Origin of the sequence: Thiocystis violacea, from assembly GCF_016583565.1 — a bacterium.
Taxonomy (GTDB): domain Bacteria; phylum Pseudomonadota; class Gammaproteobacteria; order Chromatiales; family Chromatiaceae; genus Thiorhodococcus; species Thiorhodococcus violaceus_A.
The window spans coordinates 88097-113507 of the sequence record NZ_NRRF01000008.1; the positions used below are offsets into that span (position 1 = coordinate 88097).

Below are 25411 nucleotides of genomic sequence, written 5' to 3' on the forward strand. Positions count from 1 at the left end.
CCTAGAGGTCCGCGTAGAGCCGACCGGGGTTGAGGATGCCCCGCGGGTCGAAGGCGGACTTGACCTGCCTGTGCAGACGCATCAGGGGCGCGGGCAGCGGGTGAAAGACCTCGCCCGAGCGATCGCCACCGCGGAACAGGGTCGCATGCCCGCCCAGAGCCGCAACCTCCGCGCGCACCTGTTCGGGTGGGGCCTCACTCCTCAGCCAACGCAGCCCGCCACCCCATTCGATCCACTGCGGCCCCGGCAACGCGATCGGCGCCGCGGCCTGAGGAACCGACAAGCGCCACAGTGGCTGCTCACCGGCAAAGAAGGCGTGCCGCTGCTCTCGCACCTGCTCGCGCCAGAACTGGTCCGCCTCGGCAGCCGGGACAGATTCGCCGCCGATCCGCCCAACGGCCTCGCTCACCCCTTGGACCGCACCGGACACGCGGACCCAGAGCCGCTCACCGTCGAAGCAGGTCGCGGTTACGGGCAGCGGCTTGCGCGCCCATGCGTTCATGGTTGCCAGGGCGCCCTGAGTCCCGCACTCGAGAACCCGCGTCTGGGTCGCGGCAGGCCGGGGGAGCACCTTGATGCTGACATCGAGCAGCACGCCCAGGGTCCCCAGCGCGCCGACCATGAGTCGCGACACATCGTAGCCCGCGACGTTCTTCATGACCTCTCCGCCGAACCTCAGCACCTCGCCGCGCCCGGTGAGGACGCGGACGCCAAGCACCAGATCCCTGGCCGCACCCAGGTAGGGCCGCGCCGGACCCGAGAGGCCGGCAGCGATCGTTCCCCCCAAGGTGGCGCCGACACCGCCGGCCGGCGCCCAGTGCGGGGGCTCGAAGGGCAACATCTGCCCAGCCTCTGCCAGTGCCGCCTCGATCTCCGCCAGGGGCGTGCCACAGCGCGCGGTGAGCACCAATTCCGTCGGCTGGTACGTGAGAATGCCGCTGTGCTCGGCGAGACGCAGGGGTTCCCCCGCAGTGACGCGCCCGAGAAACGCCTTGGTGCCGTTGCCGACCAGCGCCAGGGGCGTCGCGTCCGCCGCCGCGGCCTGGATCCTCGCTTGCAGATGGGGTGTCAGGTCCTGACTCACGCTCAACCTCGGTCCGAATGCGGCCGCGCGAGACACGCGACCCGAAGTGGAAAGGTCGGGGCATCGGCGCACAACCCAACACACCGGGCTGCCGATCTCCCTGCGCGACCTCAGGCGGAGCTGACCGCTCGCAGCGCCGCGCGGATGATCTCCTCGGAGGTCTTGGCGCCATCGTCCGCGGCGCGCGCCATGCGATTGGCGTCGGGCGGGCGGTATCCAAGCGCCACCAGCGCACTCACGGCGTCCGCCAGGGCCTGATCGCGCGCGTCGACCGCCGGGCTGGAGACACCCGGGACGGCCGAGGCGCCCGGCGCCAGACCCTCGATGCGGTCGCGCATCTCGATGACCAGCCGTTGAGCGGTCTTCTTGCCGATGCCCGGGATGCGCGTGAGCGCATCGCAATCATCGAGCTCCACGCATTGGGTGAAGCGCGCCGCGTCCATGCCGGAGAGAATGGCCAGCGCCATGCGCGCACCCACGCCGGAGACCTTGAGCAGGGCGCGGAAGAGCGCGCGATCCTGCTCGCGGGCAAAGGCGTAGAGCACATGAGCATCCTCGCGCACGACGAAATGGGTGATCAGGGTCACCGTCTCGCCGACCGCGGGCAGCTCATAGAAGGTGGACATGGGCGCCTCCAGCTCATAACCCACACCGCCCACGTCCAGCAGCAGCTGGGGTGGATGTTTGGCGAGGATCTGCCCGCGCAGTCGACCAATCATGGTATCAAGGTCTCCAATCCCGCCAGGAAGCAGCGGCCCGTTTGCGCGCCGGGATTCCCATGGAGTGGGCGTGACAGAGGGCAATGGCCAAGGCATCCGCCTCGTCCTCCCCCGGGGTCTCGGGCAAGGCCAGCAGCACCCGCACCATGTGCTGAACCTGGGCCTTCTCCGCTCCACCCGTCCCGACCACGGCGAGCTTGACCGACTTGGGGCTGTACTCGTGCACCGTCACCCCGCCCTTGAGACCGGCGCAGAGCACGGCGCCGCGCGCCTGGCCGATCTTGAGCGCCGCCGTCGGGTCACGCGCGAAGATGAGCTGCTCGACCGCCATCTCATGCGGGCGGTAGTCACTGACGATCTCCGTGACACGGTCGAAGATGAGTCCGAGACGATCCGGCCAGGGTTGCTCGCCGACGCGGATACAGCCGCTCGCGATGCGCTGACTCCGATGGCCATCGGTATCGATGACCGCGAAACCCGTGATTCGCGAGCCTGGGTCGATCCCCATGATGCGGTGGCGCAATCCCATGGATGCTGTCATGCGATGGATGCTGTCATCCGAGACGCCGACGTCGCAGCGCCAGCGCCTGATCCACGCCAGGCACGAGCTCAGGCATCCAGCGCCTCGAGGATCGCGTCGGCGATGTCGGCGTTGTGATAGACCTCCTGCACATCGTCCAGCTCCTCGAGCTGCTCGACGAGCTTGAGGAGCTTCTCGGCGGTCTCCTGGTCGAGCTCGACCTGGGTCGCGGCGTTATAGGTGATCTCGGCCGCCTCCGTGTCCAGGCCCGCCTGGCCCAGGGCCTCCTTCACGCTGGCGAAGGTCTCGGGCGTGGTGACGACATCGAGCGAGGCATCGTCGTTGACGACCACATCCTCGGCGCCCGCCTCCAGGGCCGCCTCCATGACGACGTCCTCGTCCGTCCCGGGCTGGAAGCTGATGATGCCCTGCTTGGTGAAGAGATAGCTCACGGACCCGTCCGTCCCCAGGTTCCCGCCGCGCTTGGTGAAGGCGTGCCGGACGTCCGAGGCCGTGCGGTTGCGATTGTCGCTCATGCAATCGACCATGACGGCGACGCCGCCCGGGCCGTAGCCCTCGTAGCGGATCTCCTCGTAGTTCTCACCCTCGAGACCACCGGCGCCGCGCTTGATGGCGCGCTCCACCGTATCCCGCGGCATGTTGGCGCCAAAGGCCTTGTCCATGGCCAGTCGCAGGCGTGGATTGGCCGCCGGATCACCGCCGCCCTCGCGCGCGGCGACCGTCACCTCGCGAATCAGCTTGGTCCAGGCCTTGCCGCGCTGCTTGTCCTGCGCGGCCTTTCGATGCTTGATATTGGCCCATTTGCTATGACCGGCCATGGGTAGATTCTCCTGCTTGAAATACGGCCTGGAAGGATTCACCAGGCAGACTCGACGCATGACGCCGCGGACGTCTTGGCGGCAGCGCCGCTGCCTCAGCGCCCCGCGGGGTGCGGCGCCGACGGCCCAGTATCGACAAGCGCCCGAGCCGCGAATGGATAAGCCCGCTAGTTTAGCATCGGCGCCAAGGTGTCAGGGAAGCGTCTAGAATAGGCCGACCCGGGCGCCTGCGAATCGCTGCGCTCCATTGCTCCGCGATTGCCTCGCCGACGAGCCTTCTTGTAGAGAGACCCACCATGTACGCAACCCCCGAGACCGGCGACGGCTGGATCACGCGCCTGATCTCCGCCGAGGAGACGAGCTTCGTCGTTGCGGCGCGCTTTGCCATCTCCCCCGCCTTCCGCAAACTGGCGGGAGGGCGCGAGGCCGACCTCGTCTTCGCCGCGCGGAGCCGGCTGGCACGCCTCGGCATCAACATCCTCCCGCTGGGGGAGCCCGACTTCAACAGGGATCATTGCGACATGGAGCTGCGCATCCTCGCAGCCATCCATTCCTATGGAATCGCGGCGCATCTGGAGCGCATCGTCGTGCCTGGTCTGCGGGTGGGGCGCCTGGTCTTCTGCCCGGAGGAGAACCGGCTCGATTCCGCGCGCATTCACGGACTCATCCGCAACAACACCCTTCAGGTGCCGGCCGGATTCTCGCTCGACGGCAACGGCTACCTCATCATCCGCCCCCAGCAGCAGATCTTCCGTTTTCAGAAACCGCTCACGCCCGAGGAGGTCACCGCCATCGCGACGCACGCGGACGGCAAGGACCTGCTGAACCGGCTGCAGATCCGCGAGACGGTCGATCATATCGAGCTACCGCCGAAGGACGGTCTGGTGACCGCGTGCTCCATGTTCCTGCACCGCCACTATGTGGTGCTGCGCAACCTGGACGAATCGCTCGGCTTCCACCTGCAAGCCACCGTGCTCGATCCCGTCTCGACGCGCGGAACCAACGTCTATCTGGAGTTCATCAACCGCACCGAGCAGCTCATCATCAACCCCAGCATCGCCGCCTCGGTGCATGAGGCCGTTCAGGTGAAGCCCAGAGCGCGCTACTGGCATGGCCCCACGGGCGACCAGCCGACGCCGCCCGAGGAGACCGGCGAGACCGGCTGCAAGGCGCTGTCCGAGGTCTTCGACCGTCTCGAGGCCGGCCCCGTGCGCGATCGCTATTCGCATCGCATGGTCGCCGTCACCCGCGACCCCCAGACGTTGCTCGAAGGGGCCGCGCCCGAGGCACTCTGGAGCCAGCCGCAGACACCGAGAGACCCGCGCGGCGGTACCGAGCTGGCCGCCGGCCTGGTCGCCGAGGGTCTTGAGCTCAGTACCAGTGTCGAGTGCGGCACCCAGATCCTCGCCGAGCTCCCGGACGGCGCCAAGGCGACGCTGCTGCTCGGCTACTTCCCCAATCTGATCGAGCACACCCAGATCTGCGCGGCGGCGCTGCACCAGCGCATCGCCCGCATCGTCTTTCGCCGCGCATCCTTCGAGCATGGCCCCTTCCTGTCCTCGCGCGACCATGGCCGGCTCGCCGACTACGAGGGTCTCGGGCTCGAGGTCTTTTGGTGCAACGAGCAGCGCGGGCATCTCGTCCGCCACGTCTTCCGCGGCCTGCGCGGCTACTTCACGACGCCGGACAAGGTCGACCGCTTCAGCTCCTGCCTCATCTTCGCGATCTACGGCTCGATCAAGCCGCTGAGCGATGAGAGTGCCCAGCAGATCGAACGCCTCCTGACGAATCTGCGCGCGCTCTTCGGCAACGACATCGGCATCCTCACGGGTGGCGGACCCGGCGCCATGCAACAGGTGACGGATGTCGCCCACGCGCTGGGGCTCATGGTCGGCTCCAGCTTCATCGAGACCGTCGACCAGACGACCAATCAGACCGCCGAGTTCTACCAGACCTTCCAGGCACGCAGCCGCCAGGCGCGCCAGCGCTGGTTCGAGATCGCCAGTTTCCACATCTTTCTGGTCGGCGGCGTCGGCACACTGGAGGAGATCGGTCTCACCCTGACCGACATGAAGCTCGGCGTCATCGAGACCGGCCCCATCGTCTTCTTCGACAGCTCGGGCGGAAGCTTCTACTGGGAAGGGCTGCGGACTCAACTCGACGAGATGGCCAGACAGCAACGCGTCCCGACCTGGCTGATCGACCAGATCCTCATGACGACGGACCCGGATGCCATCCCGCGCTTCTACAAACAGGCCTTGCGACTCGGCTGAGACCAGGGCGGCGCGCGCCGGGCGATCGCGCAACGGGGCAATCGTGCTCGAGATGGGCCTTTCCGGGCTCACACCCCCGTGACACGGACTGCCGAAACCAGGACAATCCGTGCCTGGTATCCTTTCAGCACCACGGGTGACGTGCGCCCGGTTGAACATTGGCCGCCCATCCGGACTTAGGGCGGAACCAACCCGGAAGCGCGCCCACGACGCGCTCCGGTTTCATCCGCGACTCACCCGAGATACCCTGGTTCACGACGGCGTACTCGTTTACCTGAAGCAGGGCTGACCGGATCGGCGCTGCGATAACCGTTACTTGGTCGCCTGGCGAGCCGCGTCGATAGGGACCGCGACTGCCCAGCCTCGAGACAAGGCCGTGTCAACATTGATCAACTTCGAACATCCGCTCAACGAACGCATCCGCACCTTCCTGCGGTTGGAACACCTGTTTCGACAGCTCGACCAGTTCATCTATCAGGCAGACCCGCGGGCCTCGCGTTGCGCCATTGGAATCCTGCTGGATATCATCGCTGTCACGGCGCGAGCAGATGTGAAGAACGAACTCCTGAAGGAGCTCGATCGTCACACCAGCAACCTGAACCGGCTCGCCTCCCAGCGGGGCGTCGATCAGGGGGCGCTCGCGGAGGTGATGGACGATCTCAGGCGCGCCAGCGACGCCATCCACCAGCTGAACGGACCCATCGGACACAGCGCGCGCGAGGACGAGTTCCTCAAAGCCATCGCGCAGCGCAGCAGCATCCCGGGCGGGACCTGCAGCTTCGATCTGCCGCACTTCCACTATTGGCTGATCTTGGAGCCGGAACTGCGCGAGGCCAGGTTCGTGGAGTGGCTCAAGGATCTCAAGCCCGCGATCGACGCCATCCAGCTCGCGCTTTCACTGGTCAGATCCAGTTCACCGTCGAGACAGCTCACCGCCGAGGGCGGCTTCTATCAAGAGGCGCTCGACGCCCTGAGTCCGGCGCAGATGCTGCGGGTCGCCGTCGCGGCCGACCAAAACATCTTCCCCGAGATCAGTGGCCACAAGAACCGCTTCAGCATCCGCTTCATGAATGCGGAAGCGCGCGGACGTGCGACTCAGCATTTCGCGGACGTCGCCTTCAAACTCACCTGTTGCGTCTTCTGAGAGCATGGCGCTGGTCGTTGCCTGCCCCAACTGCGGCCGCGCGGTCGAATGGACCGAGGCCGCCACCTGGCGGCCATTCTGCAGCGAGCGCTGCCGGCTGATCGATCTCGGCGACTGGATCGAGGAGAATCACCGGATCGCCGACCCGACGGACGCGCCGAGCGAGGATCCACCACCCTCCGAGGACGAACCCGCTCAGCACTGAGCGGATGCCGGCAAGCCACGGGCTGACCGCTCTACGCAGGCCAGAGTCCGCGGATCGCGGCGACCCCCTGAGCACCATGCGTGAACGCAGCCGCCAGATCGGCCGGACTCAGCCCGCCGAGGGCGTAGACCGGCAAGCCGGCCGGCTCCACCAGGCTCGCAAATCCCTCCCAACCGAGCGGCGCCGCCTCGGGGTGGCTGGCCGTCGGCTTCACCGGCGACAGCACGGCATAGTCCAGCCCCAGCTCGCAGGCCCGCGCGAGCTGACGAGCGCTGTGGCAGGACGCGCCCACCAGCTCCCCGGCCCGGCCCGGCCGCGCCTCAAGCCCCATCAATCGCCCAGTCGTCAGATGCAGCCCGTGCCGAGACACGTCACCCAGCGAATCCGGATCGCGGTTCAGCAGCAGGCGGGCCTGATGAGACTCACAGAGGGCATGGGCGCGAGCGGCCAGCGCTGAATACTTGGCATCCGACAGACCGTGCGCGCGCAGCTGCACGAGCCGGACACCATCGGCAAGCGCACAACCAAGCCGCTCGATGAAGGCGTTCGGCCGATCGGCGCCATCGCCGGTAATCAGGAGCACGGCAGGGAGCCGTAAGGCGTTGATGATGGGCCTGTCAGCCGCGGGGAAGCAGCTCGGTTCCATGGCATCCGGGTGCAGCCAGTCGAGGGGTTGCCCCTCACAGCCGGCCGGCACTCCGCAATAGTCTTCCACGCGATGCACGTCGAGCAGCACCTGGCGGTCGCCATAGTCATGCTGGACCCGAATCAAGGGCCGGCTGGCGCGGACCTGGATACCAAGCTCCTCGGCAAGCTCACGTCGCAGACCCTGCTCCGGGCGCTCGCCTGACTCGAGCTTGCCTCCCGGAAATTCCCACAGCCCGCCCTGATGAACGTGGTCGGGACGCTTGGTGACGAGGATGCGGCCTTCGGCATCCGCAATGGCGCCGACCATCACATGGATGAGCACCCGGCTAGGAGCGGTATTCGGCGTTGATGCGGACATAGTCGTAGGAGAAGTCGCAGGTCAGCACCTGAGCCTTGGCAGCACCACGACCAAGCTCGATACGGATCTGGATCTCCGGCTTCGCCATGACGGCGGCCCCCAGGCCCTCCTCATAGCTCGCGGCACGGCCACCGCCTTCGACGATCAGCACATCGCCGAGGTGGATCCCGACGCGCTCGATGTCGAGATCGACGAGACCCGCCCGACCCACGGCGGCGAGGATGCGGCCCCAGTTCGGGTCCGAGGCGAAGAGCGCCGTCTTGACCAGCGGCGAATGGGCGACCGTATAGGCGACACCGCGCGCCTCGGCATGGTCGCGCGCGCCCCGAACCTCAACGGTGACGAGCTTGGTCGCCCCCTCGGCATCGCGCACGATCGCCGTCGCAAGCTCGGAGCAGAGGGCTTCGAGCGCCGCGCGGAAGGCCACGGCGTCGGGGTTGTCGGCATCCGCCAAGGGCGTGTTGCCCAGCGCCCCGGTCGCCGCGAGCACACAGGCATCATTGGTCGAGGTGTCTCCGTCGACCGTGATGCTGTTGAAGGAGAGATCGGCCGCCGCCTGAAGGGAGCGCTGCAGCAGCGCTGGCGCGATCGCCACGTCGGTCGCGATGAAGGCGAGCATGGTGGCCATGTTGGGACAGATCATCCCGGCCCCCTTGGCAATCCCGGTGATGGTCGCCTGTCGACCCGCGACCATGAAGTGGCGCGTGCGCAGCTTCGGAACCCGATCCGTCGTCATGATGGCGCGGGCCGCGTCCGGCCAGGCCGCGGCGTCGAGCCGATCGAGCAGGCCCGGCAGCGCACGCGCGAGGCGCTCGACCGGCAGATGCTCGCCGATGACACCGGTGGAGAAGGGCAGGATCCGCTCGGACGCGCAGCCAACCAGGCTCGCCAGCGCATCGCAGGATGCACGGGCCGCCTCGAGACCCCGCTTGCCCGTTCCGGCATTGGCATTTCCGGCGTTGATGAGCAGGTACCGCGGCGCGCCCTGGCCGAGATGCTGGCGAGCCAACGTCACGGGGGCGGCGCAAAAGGCATTGCGGGTGAAGACGCCGGCACAGCTGCCGCCGTCCGACAGCTCCAGCACCAAGAGGTCGTCACGACCCTGGTAGCGAATGCCGGCAGCGGCCGTCGCCAGACGAACACCGGGGACTGGAGCGAAGGGCAACTCTGAAACACTCATGTCGCGATGGACCTTGGAAGAAGACGCCGATGTGACCCTGTAGGCCTGGGCGGCGCAGGCCCCCAGACCTTGCGCCAAGCCTAGGCGCCAGGCTCGGCCGAAGGCAGGGGAACGCTTGTCTCTTTCTCGAAGAGGGCAGCCGAGCGCTCAGCGGCCGCTATGCGTCGCCGAGCAGCTTGCTAGCTGACTTTGCCATGACACTGCTTGTATTTCTTGCCGGATCCGCAGGGACAGGGCTCATTGCGACCGACTTTGCGTCCGTCCCGAACGAATGGCTGATGCTGAGGATCTTCGCCGCCCTGAGCCAGCGGCTCACCGTCTGGACTGTCCTGCTCCGCGGCATCGAACCCCTCGAAGACCTCGTGCTTGAACTCGAAGGCCGAGCTCCCGGCGGGGCCACTCAATGAGGCAAGCTCATCGCCAGCCTGACCCGGGGACGCCTGGATCTCCAGTCGGGACAAGGTCGTGACAACATCCTGCTTGATGCTGTCGAGCATCCCCGAGAACATCTGGAAGGCCTCGCGCTTGTACTCCTGCTTCGGATTCTTCTGGGCGTAGCCGCGCAGATGAATCCCCTGGCGCAGATAGTCCATCGCGGCCAGGTGGTCTTTCCACTGGGTATCCAGGGTCTGCAGCATGATCGCCTTCTCGATCTGGCGCATGTTCACCGGGCCGACGAGATCTTCCTTCTCACGTTGGCGCGCCACCAGGGTGTCGTGAATGCGGGCACGCAGCGTCTCTTCATGCAGGTCGTGGTCTTGATCCAACCACTGCTGCAGCGGCCAGTCGCCACCGAGCTGTTGCACCAGGGCCTCGCTGAGACCCGCGACATCCCATTGCTCTTCCAGACTCTCGGGCGGAATGTGGGTATCGATGAGCGTCTTGAGCGTATCCTCGCGCATCGCCACAACGGTATCGGACACGTCAGTGGCATCCATGAGGTCGCGCCGCTGGCGATAGATGACCTTACGCTGATCGTTCGCGACATCGTCGTATTCGAGCAGTTGCTTGCGAATATCGAAGTTGCGTCCCTCGACCTTGCGCTGCGCGTTCTCGATCGCCTTGGTGACCCAGGGGTGCTCGATCGCCTCGCCCGCTTGCATGCCGAGCCGCTGCATCATCTTGCCGACCCGTTCGGAGGCGAAGATGCGCATCAGATTGTCTTCGAGCGAGAGGTAGAAGCGCGACGAGCCGGGATCCCCTTGCCGGCCCGAGCGCCCGCGCAGCTGATTGTCGATACGCCGCGACTCATGGCGCTCGGTACCCACCACATGCAAACCACCGGCGGAGACGACTTGCTGGTGGCGCGCCTTCCAGTCGGCGCGAATGGCGTCGCGATCGGCGTCGGGGCCGGCGTCCTCGAGCTCGGCCTCCAGATTGCCGCCAAGCACGATGTCGGTGCCGCGACCGGCCATATTGGTCGCGATCGTGATGGCGCCAGGACGGCCCGCCTGGGCGATGATGCCTGCCTCGCGCTCGTGCTGTTTGGCGTTCAGCACCTCGTGAGGGATGGCCGCCTGCTTGAGCAGGCCGGACACCAACTCCGAGGTCTCGATCGATGCTGTACCCACCAGCGCCGGCTGACCGCGCTTCACGCAGTCCTGGATGTCGGCGATGATCGCCTGGTACTTCTCCTCTGGCGTCAAATAGACCAGATCCCCGCGATCGTCACGGACCATGGGTTGGTTGGTCGGAATGACGACGACCTCCAGGCCGTAGATCTGCTGGAACTCGTAGGCCTCCGTGTCCGCGGTGCCCGTCATGCCGGAGAGCTTGGGGTAGAGGCGGAAGAGGTTCTGGAAGGTGATGGAGGCCATCGTCTGGTTTTCGGGCTGGATGGACACGCCTTCCTTCGCCTCGACCGCCTGATGCAGCCCCTCGGACCAGCGCCGACCCGGCATGGTCCGCCCGGTGAACTCGTCGACGATGATGATCTGGCCATCGCGCACGATGTACTCGACGTTCTTCTGGAAGAGCGCGTGAGCCCGCAGCGCGGCATAGACGTGGTGCATGAGCACGATGTTGCTCGGGTCGTAGAGACCGGCGCCCTCGCCGAGCAGGCCGATCTCGACCAGCATCTGCTCGACGTGCTCGTGCCCCTCTTCGCTCAGATAGACCTGGCGCTGCTTCTCATCGACCGAGTAGTCGCCCGGGCCGAAGTCCGGTTGCCCCTCGTCGTTGGTGATTGGGGACTGGCGCTTGAGGCGCGGGATGAGGCCATTGATCTGCTTGTAGAGGTCTGTGCTGCCCTCGGAGGGTCCCGAGATGATCAGCGGCGTGCGCGCCTCGTCGATCAGGATGGAGTCGACCTCGTCGACGATGGCATAGAAAGGATCGCGCTGAACCCGCTGCTCAGGCGTGAACGCCATGTTGTCGCGCAGATAGTCGAAGCCGTATTCGTTGTTGGTGCCGTAGGTGATATCCGCGGCATAGGTCTCGCGGCGTGTCACGGGCCGCAGGTGTCGATAGCCCGCGCCACCATCAGCCTCGAATTCGGGATCGAAGAGGTAGGAGGCCATGTCCGGGCCAAGCCCGCCGGAGGAGTTGATGACACCGACGGAAAGGCCGAGGAAGTGGTAGAGCCGGCCCATCCAGGCCGCATCACGCCGCGCCAGATAGTCGTTCACGGTGATCACATGCACGCCCTTCCCCGGAAGGGCGTTGAGATAGGCGGCCAAGGTAGCGACCAGCGTCTTACCCTCACCCGTGCGCATCTCGGCGATCTTGCCGGCGTTCAGGACCATGCCGCCGACCATCTGCACGTCGAAATGGCGCATGCCGAGCACGCGCTTGCCAGCCTCGCGCACGACGGCGAAGGCCTCCGGCAGCAGGGCCTCGAGGTCTGCGCCAGCGGCCAGCCTCTGGCGGAAGTCGATCGTCTTGGCCGCAAGGGCCTGATCGGAGAGCTGTGCCAGCTCCGGCTCGAGCGCGTTGATGCGCGCAACGGATTTCATCAGGCTTTTGACGAGCCGTTCGTTTCGGCTGCCAAAGATCTTCTTGAAGATGTGAGTAACCATCGAATGAACGTAGGCGCTGTCGCAGAAATCGGCGGATGATACCGGATTTCGATGACGAAGGTAGGAAGGCGTTTCGCCGAGGCGAAACGCCGGAGGGGATCAGCCTTCCAGGTCGGAAGACCGCGCGGCGAGCGTCTGTCTCGGCTTGGAGCGCAGGTAAGGCATGGGATCGATCGCCCGATCGCCCTTACGCACCTCGAAATGCACGTGCGGACCCGTGGCGGTCCCAGTCGAGCCAACAGTCGCGATCTTCTGTCCTTGATGCACCATCTGCCCCTCCTTGACGAGATTCGCGGAGTTGTGTGCGTAGCGCGTCACCAAGCCATCGATATGACGGATGTCCACGGCGTTACCATACCCTCCTTTGCGGCCACTGAAGGCGACGACGCCATCCGCGACGGCGAAGATGGGCGAACCGCGCGGACTGGCGAAATCAATGCCTTCATGGAAGAGCCGCACCTTCTTCACCGGGTGGATGCGAAAGCCGTATTTCGAAGAGACATAGCCCGCCCGGACCGGCCAACCAGCCGGAAGCGCCTGGGCGGTCAGATCCTTCTCCATGATGAGATCCTGGATGATGTCGAGCTTGCGCTCGCGGTCCTGGATCAGGCTCACGACACTCGCCAATTCGCCGGCCAGCTCCTTGATGGTGTAGTCCCGGACCTCACCCTGCTCCGGACCACCCTGCGGAGGCGCATGCTCGAAATCGAACTCATCGGGATTGAGCCCCGACATCTCGACCAAACGCTCGCCGAGGGCGTTGATCCGCAGGAGCTGCGCCTGCATCTCGCCAAGGCGAACGATGATCGCCTCCACCTCGCTCGGTGTCTGGGCATGGCCCAACGACGAGGCGAGTAAACGGCTTGCGGAGGAGCGGTCGATGGTGATGCTCGCAACGCTTGGGCTGGCAGCGTAATGACCTACCCAAAATCCCAGCCCAGCACCCGCCAAGGAGAAGGCAAGAACGGCCAAGAGCATCACAACAGCATGTCCGCGACTAGCTAGAATTCTATCGGTCTGGAACATCGTGTCTCTCTGCTACTGGTCAATCGTCAGAAATGCGCGCACGATGGAAGACGAACGCCCAACGCTGGACGCTGTCGAAGCAATGGCATCAGGGCCTTGACCTTGACCGGGTGATTGCCAGATCGTGCTGAACGAGGACTGAGCTGAGGTGCGCGCTCGATTTTCACATATTCGGGATCTGCTACAAGGCCACCGGCTTGCGCGTGGTCTGCTCGAGCAGGATCCCACTGAGGAAGACATCGCGGGCCGCGTGCGGGCCGCCTTGCCGCAAACACTGAGGCCTCACTGCCTCGAAGCCACGCGATCCGGCTCAACGGCGACAGTGTTTCTGGACTCTTCGGCATGGCTAACCCGCGCACGATTCCTATCGGATCGGATCCTGGCCGCGCTGAGGGAGCACGGGATCGACGAGATACGCTATCGGATCCGTCCGCCGATGATCGGCAGCACGCCGGAGAGTGCCGACGCGCGAGTGACACGACGCCTGTCCGATGCCGTCGTGGCGCACCTGTACGAGGCGGCCGGCCATCAGACGGATGACGGCTTGAGCGAGGCCTTCCGACGCCTCGCGCAACGCCACGCCGAGCGCAACACGCAAACCTAGAGGGCAGGCATCGGCTGAGCGTAGCAAATTGGCGCTGCCGCTGGATCTTCGTACTCGACTTCTTCCCATGCCGACTCGTCCGCGGCAAGCTGCCGCAACAGCCGGTTGTTGAGGGCGTGACCGGATTTGTAGCCGTAGAACGCCCCAATCAGGGTATGCCCAAGCAGATAGAGGTCGCCGATGGCGTCCAGGATCTTATGCTTGACGAACTCGTCTTCGTACCTTAGCCCTTCCTCGTTCAAGACCCGGTACTCGTCGACGACGACAGCATTGTCTAGGCTGCCACCGAGCGCGAGGTTCTGCTGCCTCAGCGCCTCGATCTCACGCAAAAAGCCGAAGGTCCGAGCACGACTCAACTCACGGACGAACGAGGCCGTCGAAAAGTCGATAACCGCTTGATTGGTGCGCGCGTCGAACGCAGGATGATCGAAATCGATCGCGAATTCCACCTTGAATCCGTTATACGGCGTAAACCGCGCGATCTTATCGCCATCACGGACTTCGATTGGGCGCTTGATGCGGATGAAACGCTTGGCGCGCTGCTGCTCTTCGATACCCGCGGATTGCAGCAGGAAGACGAAAGGCGCTGCGCTCCCGTCCATGATCGGGACCTCGGAGCCGTTGAGATCCACGTAGGCATTGTCGATCCCTAGCCCAGCGAACGCGGCGAGCAGATGCTCGACGGTCGAGACCTTCACCTGACCCTCGCCCAGCGTGGTGGAAAGCCGGGTATCGCCCACATTGAAGGGCGTTGCCTTGATCTCCACCGCCTCGTTCAGGTCAACCCGGCGAAAGCGAATACCGGTATCGGGGCCAGCCGGACGCAACGTCAGCTCGATCTTGTCGCCCGTATGCAGGCCGACGCCGGTCGCGCGGATCACGTTCTTCAATGTACGCTGCTTGAGCATCGGTTGGGACCCCCTTCGCAATCCCCGTCGGCTGCCGTCTCCGTCAGCCTGCTGATCAACACCCGCAATCACCCCGGCACCTGGCCTGAATCCGCGGTCGCTATCCTTTTGCGCTACCACGCGCCTCCTATAGGAAGCGCGCTGATCATAGCTTAGGGTTTTCCCGAAACCTTTTCAAGCTTTACTTCAAATAAGCGGAAACATCCTTGTTTTTAAAAGAATCCTTCATACAGGGAAACCCCTGATCAATCCGCCTGACGACGCAGGAACGCCGGAATATCCAGGTAGTCGAGGTCGTTCTCCTCCGAGGATTCCGCGGGCATGGCGCTGCCGCTCTTGCGGTAGATTGCCGGGCGGCGGTCCATCTCGCGGTAGTCGGGCATGTCGTCGTCGCCACCGCCGACCAGCCGCATCGAGGGCTCGCCACTGGAACGCTTCAACGTCACGCGGCGCTCACCAAGACCCGTCGCGACCACGGTGACGCGCAGCTCGTCCTCGAGTTCGGGATCCACCACGGTACCCACCACCACTGTGGCGTCGTCGTCGGCGAAGTCGCGCACCGTGTTGCCGACCTCGTCGAACTCACCGATGGTCAGACTCATACCTGCCGTGATGTTGACCAGGATGCCCTTGGCGCCAGCCAGATCGATATCCTCCAGCAGGGGGCTCTTGATCGCGGCCTCGGCGGCCTCGCGGGCGCGGTTCTCACCGCTGGCCGAGCCAGTTCCCATCATGGCGACACCCATGTTCGACATGACGGTCTTGACGTCGGCGAAGTCGACGTTGATCAGGCCGCGACAGGTAATGAGTTCGGCGATGCCCTGGGTCGCGTTCAGCAGCACGTCGTTCGCCGCCTTGAAGGCGTCGAGCAGACTCATATCCTTGCCGAGCACGGCCAGGAGCTTCTCGTTCGGGATGGTGATCAGGGAGTCGACGTGGTTGGCCAGCTCCGCGATGCCTTCCTCGGCGATCCGGCGACGCTTGGCGCCTTCGAAGGGGAAGGGCTTGGTCACCACGGCGACCGTCAGCACGCCCAGCTCCTTGGCAACCTGAGCGACGACGGGCGCGGCACCCGTACCCGTACCACCACCCATGCCAGCCGTGATGAACACCATGTCGGCACCTTCGAGTGCCTCCTGGATGCGGTCCTTGTCCTCAATGGCGGCATGGCGGCCGACCTCGGGGTCCGCGCCGGCACCCAGACCCTTGGTGATTCCCGCACCCAACTGAAGAATGGTCTTGACGTTCGAGCTCTTCAGCGCTTGAGCGTCCGTGTTGGCGCAGATGAAATCGACACCTTCGATGGTCGAGGCGACCATGTGATTGACGGCATTGCTGCCGCCGCCACCGACACCGATGACCTTGATGACTGCGTTCTGGCTATGGGTATCCATCAGTTCGAACATTGATTCTTCTCCTCAAGCGCATTGGGTGCGCCACCATAAAACTTTAACTCAGCCGCTTACCCCAAGGCATGCGACCGCCCCCGACTTGACCGGAACGCCGTAGGCGCCCCAGCCCGAAACCACATGACGCGGCCTCTGTTTCCGACAAGATCCGTCAAACCGTCTCCGTATCGGCTGCGTGGCAACCGCAAGCTCTCGCGACAGCCATGTCACCACGACGCACGCCATGCTCGCCCGCCTCGCCCAGCGGAGAGACACGCCCGCTCGACGGACTAGAAATTCCCTTGAAACCAACCCCTCAAGCGCGCCAGGGTCGCCTTCAAGCCCAGGTTCTCAGCCAACTCCGGACGCCGCGCGAAACGATGTTGGCGCGCATACATCAACAACCCCACTCCCGTCGAGTGTATCGGATTGTTGACAATCTCCTCCATCCCGATGACATAGTTGGGCACGCCCAAACGCACCGGCATGTGGAAGACCTCCTCGGCGAGCTCGATCAGGCCCTGCATCTTGGCGCTGCCACCGGTCAGGACGACGCCGCCCGCAACGAGATCCTCGAAACCGCTGCGACGCAACTCGTTGTGCAGCAGCGTCAGCAGCTCCTCGTACCTCGGCTCGACGACCTCAGCCAGCGTCTGGCGCGACAGGCGCCGCGGCGGACGGTCGCCGATGCTGGGCACCTCGATGGTCTCGCCATTGGCCGCGAGCTGCGTCAGGGCGCAGGCATGCTTCACCTTGATCTGTTCGGCGTGCTGGGTCGGCGTGCGCAAGGCAACGGCGATGTCGTTGGTGACCTGGTCGCCAGCGATCGGAATCACCGCCGTGTGACGAATGGCGCCATCGGTGAAGACCGCCAGATCCGTGGTCCCGCCACCGATGTCGACCACGCACACGCCAAGCTCCTTCTCGTCCTCGCCGAGGACCGAGTAGCTGGAGCTCAGCTGGGCGAGCACCAGGTCATCCACCTCGAGTCCACAGCGGCGGATGCACTTGATGATGTTCTGCGCCGCGCTCACGGCACCAGTCACCATGTGGACGCGGGCCTCCAGCCGCACACCGCACATGCCGATGGGCTCGCGGATGCCCTCCTGCTCATCGATGATGAACTCCTGCGGCAGGATGTGCAGGATCTTCTGGTCGGCGGGGATGGCCACCGCACGCGCCGCATCGATGACGCGGTCCACGTCGGCCTGCGAAACCTCGACCTCCTTGATGGCCGTGATGCCGTGTGAGTTGAGGCTGCGCACATGGCTGCCCGCGATGCCGGCATGGACGGAATGGATCTCGCAGCCAGCCATCAGCTCCGCCTCTTCCACGGCGCGCTGGATGGACTGCACGGTGGACTCGATATCGACGACGACCCCCTTCTTCAGCCCCCGTGATGGATGAGTGCCAAAGCCGATGATCTCGATCTGGTCATCATCCTTGAGCTCGCCGACCAGCGCGGCGATCTTCGATGTGCCGATATCCAGACCGACCAACAGGTTCTTGTCGTTACGTCGCGACATTCCAGAGTTATCCTCGATTACCAGATCGCGTGATGCGATCGCTGTGGGCACGGTTCTTGGTATCCGTGCCCGATGCCCATTTCACAGAGAAACCATTGCTATAGCGCAAGTCGACCAACGTCGGCTGCCCAGCCGCCTCGAGCTGAGGCGCGCTGGCGATGAAGCGAGCCAAGCGCTCCTCGACCGCGCCGGTCCCAAGCCGCAGCTCGGTCCCCATCACTAGATCGATACGCCAATCGCCCCGCGGATCCACCGACATGGATTGGATGAGGTGCCCGACCAGCATGAGATCATCGCGCCACTTGAGGTAGCGCTCGGTCACTTCCGGCGCCCGTTTGTCGTCGCCCTCGAGCAGGGGAAGACCCGCCGGGATCGTTCCGCCCGTCGGCCGGAAGACGACACCCTCGGCCGTCACCAGACCATCGGCGTTCCAGCGCGCAATGGGACGATGCTCCTCGACACGCACCTGCAGGGTGTCCGGCCAGACCCGGCGCAGACTCGCGTGACCAACCCAGGGCAGGTCTTCCGCCGCGGCCTTGAGGTCTGCGAGATCCGCGGTCAGGATGCCGCCGTTCAGACGCTCGCTCAACCGCTCCTGCAGCAGCTGAGAGGAGTGGTGGTGCAGCTCCCCCTCGACCTCGATCACTTTGACCGGCAAGGCACGGGGCTCCCACTGGCCGAACAGCCAGACCGCGGAGCCCATGGCGACGAAGGCGAGCACACCAAGCACGGCACGCAGCCGCACGGCGATGGAGACCCGCTCTTTCGGAGCCGAGGCCTTGTTCGGGACCGAGGTCTTGCGCTGCTTTTCAGCCACGATCGAGACTCGTTTCAAGGATGCGCAGGACCAGGGCATCGAAGTCGATTCCCGCGACCCGTGCCGCCATGGGGACCAGACTGTGGTCCGTCATTCCAGGGACCGTGTTGATCTCCAGCAGATAGGGGTGTCCGGCGGCATCGAGCATCATGTCCACCCGACCCCAACCGCTCGCGCCAACGACCTCGAAGGCGTCCAGCGCCAAACGGCGCAGCCGCTCCTCGACGGCGGGATCGAGACCGCTCGGACAGTGATAGCGCGTCGTCGTCGCCTGATACTTGGCCTCGTAATCGTAGAAGGCGTTCGGGGTCTCGAGCCGAATCATGGGCAAGGCTTCCTGACCGAGCACGGCGCACGTCAGCTCGGCACCCTGGATCCACCGCTCGGCGAGCACCAGGGCATCGAACTCCGCGGCCGAGCGCCAGGCACGCTCGAGCGCATCAGCGCTCTCGACCCGGGCCATCCCGATGCTCGACCCCTCGTGGACCGGCTTGATCATGAGCGGAAAGCCCAGCGCCTCGGCCGCAGGCAGGTCCGCGTCATCCCGCAGCAGGACGGAGTCCGCCGTGGGCAGTCCCGCGGCCGTCCAGATCAGCTTGGTCCGGTACTTATCCATCCCCAGGGCGGATCCCATGACGCCCGACCCCGTATAGGGCATCCCAATGGTCTCGAGCGCACCCTGGATCTGGCCATCCTCGCCACCCCGCCCGTGCAGGATGATGAAGGCGCGATCGAATCCCCCGGCGCGCAGCTCTTCCAGAACGCGCTCGTCCGGATCCAAGGGGTGGGCATCCACGCCGCAGCGCCGCAGCGCATCCAGCACGGCGCCGCCGCTCTTGAGGGAGACCTCGCGTTCGGCGGCGCGACCACCGAGCAGCACCGCAACCTTACCGAGCCGCTGACTGCGCTCGGCGAGGGCGGCGGACATCTGTGTCGTCTCTATCGTCATGAGAACTCTCCAGCGATGCGCCTGACTTCCGGGATCAACCGGATCCCCGTCTGGCGCTCCACTGCATCTTGAACATGGCTGATCAGGCGCGCGATGTCCGAGGCCGTCGCGTCGCCCGTGTTGAGAATGAAATTCGCGTGCTTCTCAGACACCTGCGCACCACCAATGCGGTGTCCCTTCAGTCCCTGCGACTCGATGAGGCGCGCCGCATGATCGCCGGGCGGGTTGCGAAACACCGAGCCGCAGCTCGGCAAACCGATCGGTTGCGTCTGCGCGCGCCGGTCGAGCAAGGTCCGCATCCGCTCCATCCCCGCCGCGCCGTCGCCCGGGACGAGCTGCAACTCGACGGCCAGGAACCACTCACCCTCTGGCCCGGCCACCTCGCGGTATCCAGGCACGTAGTCGCCGGCCTCGCGCTCGCGAACGGACCCGCACCGGTCGATGGTCCAGACCCGCCGCACATGCGGCCACGTCTCACTGCCCCAGGCGCCTGCGTTCATCGCCAGCGCCCCCCCCATGGTCCCAGGGATACCGGCGAGGAACTCGACGCCAACCAGGTCGTGACGGGACGCAAAGCGCGCGAATTTAGCACAGCTTGCCCCCGCCTCGGCCCAAACGCGATGCTCCGGGCGAAGCTCCATGCCGGTGAGGCAGCCCTGGGTCAGGATCACGGTCCCCGCGAAGCCCTCGTCACCGACCAGCAGGTTGCTGCCGAGCCCGATCCAGAGTAGCGACTCCCGCGGATCCAACTGACGCAGGAAGTCCACCAAGTCGTCCGCATCCGCCGGCCGATAAAGGCGGCGCGCGGGACCGCCGACCCGCCAGCTGGTATAGCGGGCAAGCGGCTCGTTCATTCGCAGCTCGCCTCTCAGCACGGGCATTTCAGCCTCGCCTCGGGACGCGGATACAAGGCTCGAACGAGGGGCGGGGGCCACGCGAACCCATGCTGACCGCCGATCCCGCGGATGCGCCGCGCACAGCCGGGCTCATGGCGCCAACGAGTGCACCGAGCGGCTCCCCGCAACCCATCAGAAGACGGCTGATCGGCAATGACGGACTCGCCCCAGGACGACCGCGGAGGCGGTTCATTCGATGCCCTCCTGCAACAAGGCCGGCAGTCTCGCGGCAAGACCGCCGATGTCGCCAGCACCCGAAACCAACAGGATATCGCCGTCCTGCAGCAAATTGGCGAGCAGGCCCGGCACCGCATCAGGCCCTTGCGCGAAGACCGGATCGAGCGCGCCACGGGTGCGAATGGCACGGCTCAATGCGCGTCCATCGGCCCCCGCAATGGGCGCCTCTCCCGCCGGATAGACATCGCAGAGCACCAGCGCATCCGGTGTAGAGAGCACCTCGACGAAGTCCTCGAACTGCTCCTGCGTGCGCGTGTAGCGATGGGGCTGAAAGACCAGGACCAGGCGGCGGCCCGGCCAGCCGGCACGGGCGGCGGCCAGGGTCGCCGCCAGCTCGCGGGGATGATGACCATAGTCATCGACGACCAGCAGCCGACGATCGAGGTGGTCCTGGATCTCCGTGGCGACGAAGCGCCGCCCGACACCCTGAAAGCCGGACAAGGCTCGGCCGATGGCCTCTTCCTCCACGCCGAGTTCCAAGGCGACGCAGATCGCCGCCAAGGCGTTCAGCACGTTGTGCGTCCCTGGCAGGTTGACCGTCACGGCCAGCGGCTGATCCAGGTCGTTGCTCCGGACCACGAAGGAGGTCCGCATCCCCGCTTGGTGAATATCCGTGGCACGGACATCGGCCTCGGGATGCGTCCCATAGGTCCGGACCGGACGCGGGACCATGGGGACAAGCGACCGTATCTCCTCGTCATCCACGCAGAGCACCGCCAGACCATAGAAAGGCAGATGATGGAGGAACTCCATGAAGGAATTGCGCAGCCGATTGAAGTCGTTCTCGTAGGTCTGCATGTGATCTGCATCGATGTTGGTGACGATCGAGATCATCGGCTGCAGATAAAGGAAGGAAGCGTCACTCTCGTCCGCTTCCGCCACCAGATATTTGGTCGTTCCCAGCTTGGCGTTCGCACCGGCGCTGTTGAGCTGACCACCGATCACGAAGGTTGGGTCCAACCCGCCCTCCGCGAGGATGCTGGCGACCAGGCTCGTCGTGGTCGTCTTCCCATGGGTGCCGGCCACCGCCACGCCATAGTAGAAGCGCATCAGCTCGGCGAGCATCTCGGCACGGCGCACGATGGGGATGCGCGCGGCACGCGCGGCCTGGATCTCTGGATTCGATTCATCGATGGCCGTGGAGACCACCACCGCATCGGCCCCGCTGACCTGCTCGGCGCGATGCCCGATGAACACCTCGACGCCCAGACGCTGCAGCCGCCGCGTCACATGGCTCTCGCGCTGGTCGGAGCCGGCCACCTCATAGTCCAGATTGGCCATCAACTCGGCAATGCCGCTCATCCCGGCGCCACCGATCCCGATGAAGTGCAACCGGCGGACGCGACCCATCCTGGCGGCGGTGTGCTGACGATGGGCATTCATGCGCTGGGCCTCCCCTCGGTACCCGCGCGATCGAGCGATCCGGGTGCCGCGTCGCCGCCGCGCGTCAGCGCCAGGCAGGCCGCAGCAATCCGCGCGGCGGCGTCCGGCTGGGCGCGCGAGCGCGCCGCTTGCGCCATCGCGAGCAGAACCGCTCGGTCGCCAAGCAGCTCGATCAGCAGGGTCGTCAGACCCGCGACGGTCAGATCGCGCTGGATCACCAGACGCGCGGCGCCAGCGTCCGCAAGATAGCGGGCATTTCCAACCTGATGGTCGTCCACCGCGAAGGGGTAAGGCACCAGGATGGAGGCCACTCCGGCCGCCGCCAGCTCGGAGACCGTCAAGGCCCCGGAGCGACACACGACCAGATCTGCCCAGGCATAAGCCTCTGCCATGTCACCGATGAAGGGCTGCACCTCGGCCTCCACGCCCGCCGCACGGTAGGCATCCTTGGCCAGGTCGAGCGTCCGCTCTCCGGCTTGGTGCCTGACCTCGGGACGAAGCCCCGCGGGCAAGGCCGCCAGCGCCCGCGGCACGGTCTCGTTCAACACCTGCGCACCCAGGGAGCCCCCCAGGACAAGGAGGCGAGGCGCACCAGTCCGACCCGCGAAGCGCGCGTACGGCTCGGGGAGATCCAGGATCGCCTGCCGAACCGGATTGCCGCTCGCGATCGCGCGACGGCCCTGAGGAAAGCTTCCTGGAAAGGCCTCGAAGACCGCGCTCGCGATCCTCGCCAGCCATTGATTGGTCATGCCTGGCACGAAATTCTGCTCCTGGATCACCAAGGGCAGGCCAAGCGCGCGCGCGGCCAAGCCACCTGGCCCGGAGACGAACCCACCCATGCCAAGCACCAGATCGGCGCGACGCCGACGCAGGATCCCGCGCGCCTGCCAAAGGGCACCCAGAAGCTTGAACGGCGCCTTGAGCAGCTGGCCGACACCCTTGCCGCGCAACCCTTCGATGGAGACCCACTCCATCGCGAAGCCGTGCTCAGGCACCAGGCGCGACTCCATCCCTCGGCGCGTGCCGATCCAAAACACCTGCGCACCCTGCTCGCGTAGAGCCTCGGCGACCGCGAGGGCCGGAAACACGTGCCCGCCAGTCCCGCCAGCCATCACACCTATGCACGGACCCATCGTACCCCCCGCCGAGGCCCCGCCTCGCGCTCTAGCTGACGCACGAGGAGATCGATGCGCAAAAGAATGGCGATCGCCATGCATCCGACGATGAGACTATTGCTCCCGTAGCTCATGAAAGGCAGGGTCAGGCCCTTGGTCGGCAGGATACCGACGTTGACACCGATATTGACGAAGGACTGGAGGCCGAGCCAGATCCCGATACCCTGCGCCACGTAGGACTCGAAGGGCCGCTTGACCGCCTCCGCGCGCACGCCGATGGAAATGGCGCGCCAGGTGATGAAGGCGAAGGCCGCGATCAGGAGCAGCATGCCCACGAACCCGAACTCCTCGCCGACCACGGAGGCGAGGAAATCCGTGTGCGCCTCGGGCAGAAAGAACTGCTTCTGGATGCCGTTGCCGAGCCCCACGCCGAGCCACTCCCCACGGCCGAAGGCGATCAGCGCCTGGCTGAGCTGATAGCCGGAGTTGTAGGGATCCTTCCAAGGGTCGAGAAAGGCCGTCACGCGCTCCCAGCGATAGGGCGAGAAGACGACCAGGGCAATCGCACCCGAGGCGACGACCCCGAGCAAGAGGACAAAGGGCATGAGGCTCACGCCGCCCAGATAGAGCAGGCCCATCACCGTGGCCAGCATCACGGCCGTGGTGCCGAAGTCCGGCTGCATGAGGATGAGCGCGGCGGCGACCCCCACGAGCAGCATGGGCCGGATGAAACCCGCGATCTGGTCGGTGACCTTGTCGGCGTGGCGCACCAGATAGCCAGACACGTAGATGACGGCGAACAGCTTGAGGAATTCCGACGGCTGCACGTTGAGCGGCCCGAGCGGGATCCAGCGGATCGCACCATTCACCTCCCGACCGATGCCGGGGATCAGGACCAGCACCAGCACGCCGATGCTCACGAGAAAGAGCCAGGTTCCGTAACGCTCCCACCACTGGGTCGGCACCTGGTAGGCCATGAAGCCCGCGCCGAGTGCGAGACTGAGCGCCAGGCCGTGGCGCATGGTGTAAAAGAAGGGATCGTTGCAGCACCGTTCCGCGATCGACATCGAGGCCGACGACACCATGATCAGCCCGAACGCCAGCAGCCCGAGCGCGCCAACGAGCAACGGATAATCCAGGTTGGCGACGCGCTCGCGCCGACGCTGACCAGGATTTCGCGAACGGACGGCGGCGGTCATGGCCCTAGCCTCCTCACCGCGTCGGCGAAGACCCGACCACGATGCTCATAGTTGTCGAACATATCGAAACTCGCGCAGGCGGGTGACAAGAGGACCGCGTCGCCAGGCTGCGCCAGCGCAGCCGCCTGGATCACCGCGTCGGTCATGTCCGTGGCGTGGCAGACGGGGACGAGACCGCCAATCGCCGCCTCGATCACGGGGGCATCCCTGCCAATGAGCACGACGGCCCGCGCCGCGCGTGCCAAGACCGGACGCAGTGGCGTGAAATCCGCCCCCTTGCCATCACCACCGGCGATCAAGACCACTCGGCCCGAGGAGCCCGCGGGGACCAATCCATCCAGGGCCGCAACCGTGGCCCCCGGATTGGTGCCCTTGGAGTCGTCGTACCAACGCACGGCCGCGCGCTCGATGACCAGCTGACTACGATGGGGTAACCCGGAGAACCGCCGCAGTGCCTCGCACGCCGCTTGCATCGGGATCCCACTGGCAGTGGCAAGCGCCAGCGCGGCGAGGGCGTTCGCCAGGTTGTGTCGGCCAGGGATGAGCACCTCGGCCGCTGGCATCAGGGACTCGGCGCCCTGACAGAGCCAGAGTTGCTCCTGGATGGATCTCAGCCCGAAGTCGCCCTCAGCGGGTTCGCCCAGGGTGAAGCCGATCTCGCGCTCGGCCAGTCGCGGCATGGACGCCACCAGCGGGTCGTCGCGATTGACGACGGCCACGCGCGCCCGGCGATAGATCCGCGCCTTGGTCTCCGCATAGGCCGCCAGGTCGGGATAACGGTCGAGGTGATCCGCCGAGACGTTCAGGACCACCGCCACATCGGCACAGAGACCGGGCGTGGTCTCGAGCTGGAAGCTCGACAGCTCGACCACATAGAGGTCTGCCGCCTCATCCAGCAGATCGAGCACCGGCTCGCCGAGATTGCCCCCGACGCCCGCCCTTAGGCCCGCCAGCCGCGCCATGATCCCCACCAGCGTCGTGACCGTGCTCTTGCCGTTCGAGCCGGTGATCACACATAGCGGGGCGCGTGCCGCGCGAACGAAGAGCTCGACGTCGCCGATGACGGAAACGCCGCGCGCCATGGCCGCCTGGATGAGCGGCTCGGCGATGGGCACGCCTGGGCTCACCACCAGCTCTGATGCCGCCTCGAAGACCTCGGGCTCGAACCCGCCGACGAAGACGGCGACTTCAGGCAGGTCGGCCTGCAAGGCGTCCAGACCAGGCGGACGCTCGCGGCTATCCGTCACCGCGGCAAGCACGCCGCGCGACCTCAGATAGCGCACGCACGACAGCCCCGTCTTGCCGAGCCCCACCACCAAGGTCTTGGCTTGGGGCATGGTCGGCGGCAGCGGCGCGCTTGGGCTGGCTTGGGACAT

At 65.7% G+C, this 25411-nt stretch carries 22 protein-coding genes; 4 read left to right on the top strand and 18 right to left on the bottom strand.

The window, feature by feature from the left end:
- Position 1: 1 nt before the first annotated feature.
- The 4 genes from glcE to CKO23_RS05435 form a co-directional block, all read right to left on the bottom strand.
- The gene (gene glcE, locus CKO23_RS05420; protein ID WP_200328845.1) at positions 2-1084 is read right to left on the bottom strand and encodes a glycolate oxidase subunit GlcE; all 1083 of its coding nucleotides are present in this window, start codon (positions 1082-1084) and stop codon (positions 2-4) included.
- 110 nt (positions 1085-1194) lie between these two features.
- On the bottom strand, positions 1195-1803 hold the full coding sequence (ruvA, locus tag CKO23_RS05425; RefSeq protein WP_200328847.1) for a Holliday junction branch migration protein RuvA: 609 nt from the start codon (positions 1801-1803) through the stop codon (positions 1195-1197).
- A 4-nt stretch (positions 1804-1807) separates the two neighbouring features.
- The gene (gene ruvC / locus CKO23_RS05430) at positions 1808-2344 is read right to left on the bottom strand and encodes a crossover junction endodeoxyribonuclease RuvC (RefSeq protein ID WP_200328849.1); all 537 of its coding nucleotides are present in this window, start codon (positions 2342-2344) and stop codon (positions 1808-1810) included.
- Between the two features lie 68 nt (positions 2345-2412).
- A complete protein-coding gene (locus CKO23_RS05435) occupies positions 2413-3162 on the bottom strand; it encodes a YebC/PmpR family DNA-binding transcriptional regulator (protein WP_200328851.1) in 750 nt (249 codons plus the stop codon).
- 296 nt (positions 3163-3458) lie between these two features.
- On the opposite strand from CKO23_RS05435, the gene CKO23_RS05440 reads away from it, so the two are divergent.
- The 3 genes from CKO23_RS05440 (at position 3459) to CKO23_RS05450 (ending at position 6784) form a co-directional block, all read left to right on the top strand.
- Complete coding sequence (locus tag CKO23_RS05440) at positions 3459-5435, top strand: LOG family protein (RefSeq protein WP_200328853.1); 1977 nt, start codon at positions 3459-3461, stop codon at positions 5433-5435.
- A 376-nt stretch (positions 5436-5811) separates the two neighbouring features.
- Entirely contained in the window at positions 5812-6579 is a 768-nt protein-coding gene (gene zapD, locus CKO23_RS05445) for a cell division protein ZapD (protein ID WP_200328855.1), read from the top strand.
- Positions 6580-6583: 4 nt separating this feature from the next.
- Positions 6584-6784, top strand: a complete 201-nt coding sequence (locus CKO23_RS05450) for a DNA gyrase inhibitor YacG (RefSeq protein ID WP_200328857.1) — start codon at positions 6584-6586, stop codon at positions 6782-6784.
- A 31-nt stretch (positions 6785-6815) separates the two neighbouring features.
- On the opposite strand, the gene CKO23_RS05455 is transcribed toward CKO23_RS05450, so the two are convergent.
- The 4 genes from CKO23_RS05455 to CKO23_RS05470 form a co-directional block, all read right to left on the bottom strand.
- On the bottom strand, positions 6816-7790 hold the full coding sequence (locus tag CKO23_RS05455) for a Nudix family hydrolase (RefSeq protein WP_242482238.1): 975 nt from the start codon (positions 7788-7790) through the stop codon (positions 6816-6818).
- Positions 7759-8970 (bottom strand): bifunctional glutamate N-acetyltransferase/amino-acid acetyltransferase ArgJ, encoded by a 1212-nt coding sequence (argJ, locus tag CKO23_RS05460; protein WP_200328859.1) that lies wholly within the window; start codon positions 8968-8970, stop codon positions 7759-7761. The genes CKO23_RS05455 and argJ overlap by 32 nt, the downstream gene beginning before the upstream one ends.
- A 179-nt stretch (positions 8971-9149) precedes the next feature.
- Complete coding sequence (secA, locus tag CKO23_RS05465) at positions 9150-11987, bottom strand: preprotein translocase subunit SecA (protein WP_200328861.1); 2838 nt, start codon at positions 11985-11987, stop codon at positions 9150-9152.
- A 99-nt stretch (positions 11988-12086) separates the two neighbouring features.
- On the bottom strand, positions 12087-12965 hold the full coding sequence (locus CKO23_RS05470; RefSeq protein ID WP_242482239.1) for a M23 family metallopeptidase: 879 nt from the start codon (positions 12963-12965) through the stop codon (positions 12087-12089).
- Between the two features lie 196 nt (positions 12966-13161).
- Here CKO23_RS05470 and CKO23_RS05475 point away from each other — a divergent pair, with 196 nt between their 5' ends.
- The gene (locus CKO23_RS05475; protein ID WP_200328865.1) at positions 13162-13617 is read left to right on the top strand and encodes a DciA family protein; all 456 of its coding nucleotides are present in this window, start codon (positions 13162-13164) and stop codon (positions 13615-13617) included.
- Here the strand turns inward: CKO23_RS05475 and lpxC are convergent.
- The 10 genes from lpxC to murD form a co-directional block, all read right to left on the bottom strand.
- On the bottom strand, positions 13614-14525 hold the full coding sequence (gene lpxC, locus CKO23_RS05480; protein ID WP_200328867.1) for a UDP-3-O-acyl-N-acetylglucosamine deacetylase: 912 nt from the start codon (positions 14523-14525) through the stop codon (positions 13614-13616). The genes CKO23_RS05475 and lpxC overlap by 4 nt on opposite strands.
- Positions 14526-14770: 245 nt before the next feature.
- Entirely contained in the window at positions 14771-15931 is a 1161-nt protein-coding gene (ftsZ, locus tag CKO23_RS05485; protein WP_200328869.1) for a cell division protein FtsZ, read from the bottom strand.
- 272 nt (positions 15932-16203) lie between these two features.
- Positions 16204-17439 (bottom strand): cell division protein FtsA, encoded by a 1236-nt coding sequence (gene ftsA / locus CKO23_RS05490; RefSeq protein WP_200328871.1) that lies wholly within the window; start codon positions 17437-17439, stop codon positions 16204-16206.
- A gap of 7 nt (positions 17440-17446) precedes the next feature.
- Entirely contained in the window at positions 17447-18256 is an 810-nt protein-coding gene (locus tag CKO23_RS05495) for a cell division protein FtsQ/DivIB (protein WP_346014570.1), read from the bottom strand.
- Positions 18249-19205: a D-alanine--D-alanine ligase gene (locus CKO23_RS05500; protein ID WP_200328875.1), complete on the bottom strand. Its 957-nt coding sequence runs from the start codon at positions 19203-19205 to the stop codon at positions 18249-18251. The genes CKO23_RS05495 and CKO23_RS05500 overlap by 8 nt, the downstream gene beginning before the upstream one ends.
- Entirely contained in the window at positions 19202-20086 is an 885-nt protein-coding gene (gene murB, locus CKO23_RS05505; RefSeq protein ID WP_200328877.1) for a UDP-N-acetylmuramate dehydrogenase, read from the bottom strand. The genes CKO23_RS05500 and murB overlap by 4 nt, the downstream gene beginning before the upstream one ends.
- 204 nt (positions 20087-20290) lie before the next feature.
- Positions 20291-21721: a UDP-N-acetylmuramate--L-alanine ligase gene (gene murC, locus CKO23_RS05510; RefSeq protein ID WP_200328879.1), complete on the bottom strand. Its 1431-nt coding sequence runs from the start codon at positions 21719-21721 to the stop codon at positions 20291-20293.
- Positions 21718-22854, bottom strand: coding sequence for an undecaprenyldiphospho-muramoylpentapeptide beta-N-acetylglucosaminyltransferase (murG, locus tag CKO23_RS05515; protein ID WP_200328881.1), 1137 nt, complete (start codon positions 22852-22854; stop codon positions 21718-21720). The genes murC and murG overlap by 4 nt, the downstream gene beginning before the upstream one ends.
- Positions 22839-24035, bottom strand: a complete 1197-nt coding sequence (ftsW, locus tag CKO23_RS05520; protein WP_200328883.1) for a putative lipid II flippase FtsW — start codon at positions 24033-24035, stop codon at positions 22839-22841. Before ftsW ends, murG begins: the two co-directional genes overlap by 16 nt.
- Entirely contained in the window at positions 24032-25411 is a 1380-nt protein-coding gene (gene murD / locus CKO23_RS05525; RefSeq protein WP_200328934.1) for a UDP-N-acetylmuramoyl-L-alanine--D-glutamate ligase, read from the bottom strand. Before murD ends, ftsW begins: the two co-directional genes overlap by 4 nt.

Excerpts from the sequence above, each read along its gene's own strand:
- ruvA (WP_200328847.1), bottom strand. The coding sequence starts at position 1,803 with ATGATTGGTCGACTGCGCGGGCAGATCCTCGCCAAACATCCACCCCAG.
- ruvC (WP_200328849.1), bottom strand. The coding sequence starts at position 2,344 with ATGACAGCATCCATGGGATTGCGCCACCGCATCATGGGGATCGACCCA.
- CKO23_RS05435 (WP_200328851.1), bottom strand. The coding sequence starts at position 3,162 with ATGGCCGGTCATAGCAAATGGGCCAATATCAAGCATCGAAAGGCCGCG.
- CKO23_RS05440 (WP_200328853.1), top strand. The coding sequence starts at position 3,459 with ATGTACGCAACCCCCGAGACCGGCGACGGCTGGATCACGCGCCTGATC.
- CKO23_RS05450 (WP_200328857.1), top strand. The coding sequence starts at position 6,584 with ATGGCGCTGGTCGTTGCCTGCCCCAACTGCGGCCGCGCGGTCGAATGG.
- CKO23_RS05455 (WP_242482238.1), bottom strand. The coding sequence starts at position 7,790 with ATGTCCGCATCAACGCCGAATACCGCTCCTAGCCGGGTGCTCATCCAT.
- argJ (WP_200328859.1), bottom strand. The coding sequence starts at position 8,970 with ATGAGTGTTTCAGAGTTGCCCTTCGCTCCAGTCCCCGGTGTTCGTCTG.
- secA (WP_200328861.1), bottom strand. The coding sequence starts at position 11,987 with ATGGTTACTCACATCTTCAAGAAGATCTTTGGCAGCCGAAACGAACGG.
- CKO23_RS05470 (WP_242482239.1), bottom strand. The coding sequence starts at position 12,965 with ATGCTCTTGGCCGTTCTTGCCTTCTCCTTGGCGGGTGCTGGGCTGGGA.
- lpxC (WP_200328867.1), bottom strand. The coding sequence starts at position 14,525 with ATGCTCAAGCAGCGTACATTGAAGAACGTGATCCGCGCGACCGGCGTC.
- ftsZ (WP_200328869.1), bottom strand. The coding sequence starts at position 15,931 with ATGTTCGAACTGATGGATACCCATAGCCAGAACGCAGTCATCAAGGTC.
- ftsA (WP_200328871.1), bottom strand. The coding sequence starts at position 17,439 with ATGTCGCGACGTAACGACAAGAACCTGTTGGTCGGTCTGGATATCGGC.
- CKO23_RS05500 (WP_200328875.1), bottom strand. The coding sequence starts at position 19,205 with ATGACGATAGAGACGACACAGATGTCCGCCGCCCTCGCCGAGCGCAGT.
- murB (WP_200328877.1), bottom strand. The coding sequence starts at position 20,086 with ATGCCCGTGCTGAGAGGCGAGCTGCGAATGAACGAGCCGCTTGCCCGC.
- murC (WP_200328879.1), bottom strand. The coding sequence starts at position 21,721 with ATGAATGCCCATCGTCAGCACACCGCCGCCAGGATGGGTCGCGTCCGC.
- murG (WP_200328881.1), bottom strand. The coding sequence starts at position 22,854 with ATGGGTCCGTGCATAGGTGTGATGGCTGGCGGGACTGGCGGGCACGTG.
- ftsW (WP_200328883.1), bottom strand. The coding sequence starts at position 24,035 with ATGACCGCCGCCGTCCGTTCGCGAAATCCTGGTCAGCGTCGGCGCGAG.
- murD (WP_200328934.1), bottom strand. The coding sequence starts at position 25,411 with ATGTCCCAAGCCAGCCCAAGCGCGCCGCTGCCGCCGACCATGCCCCAA.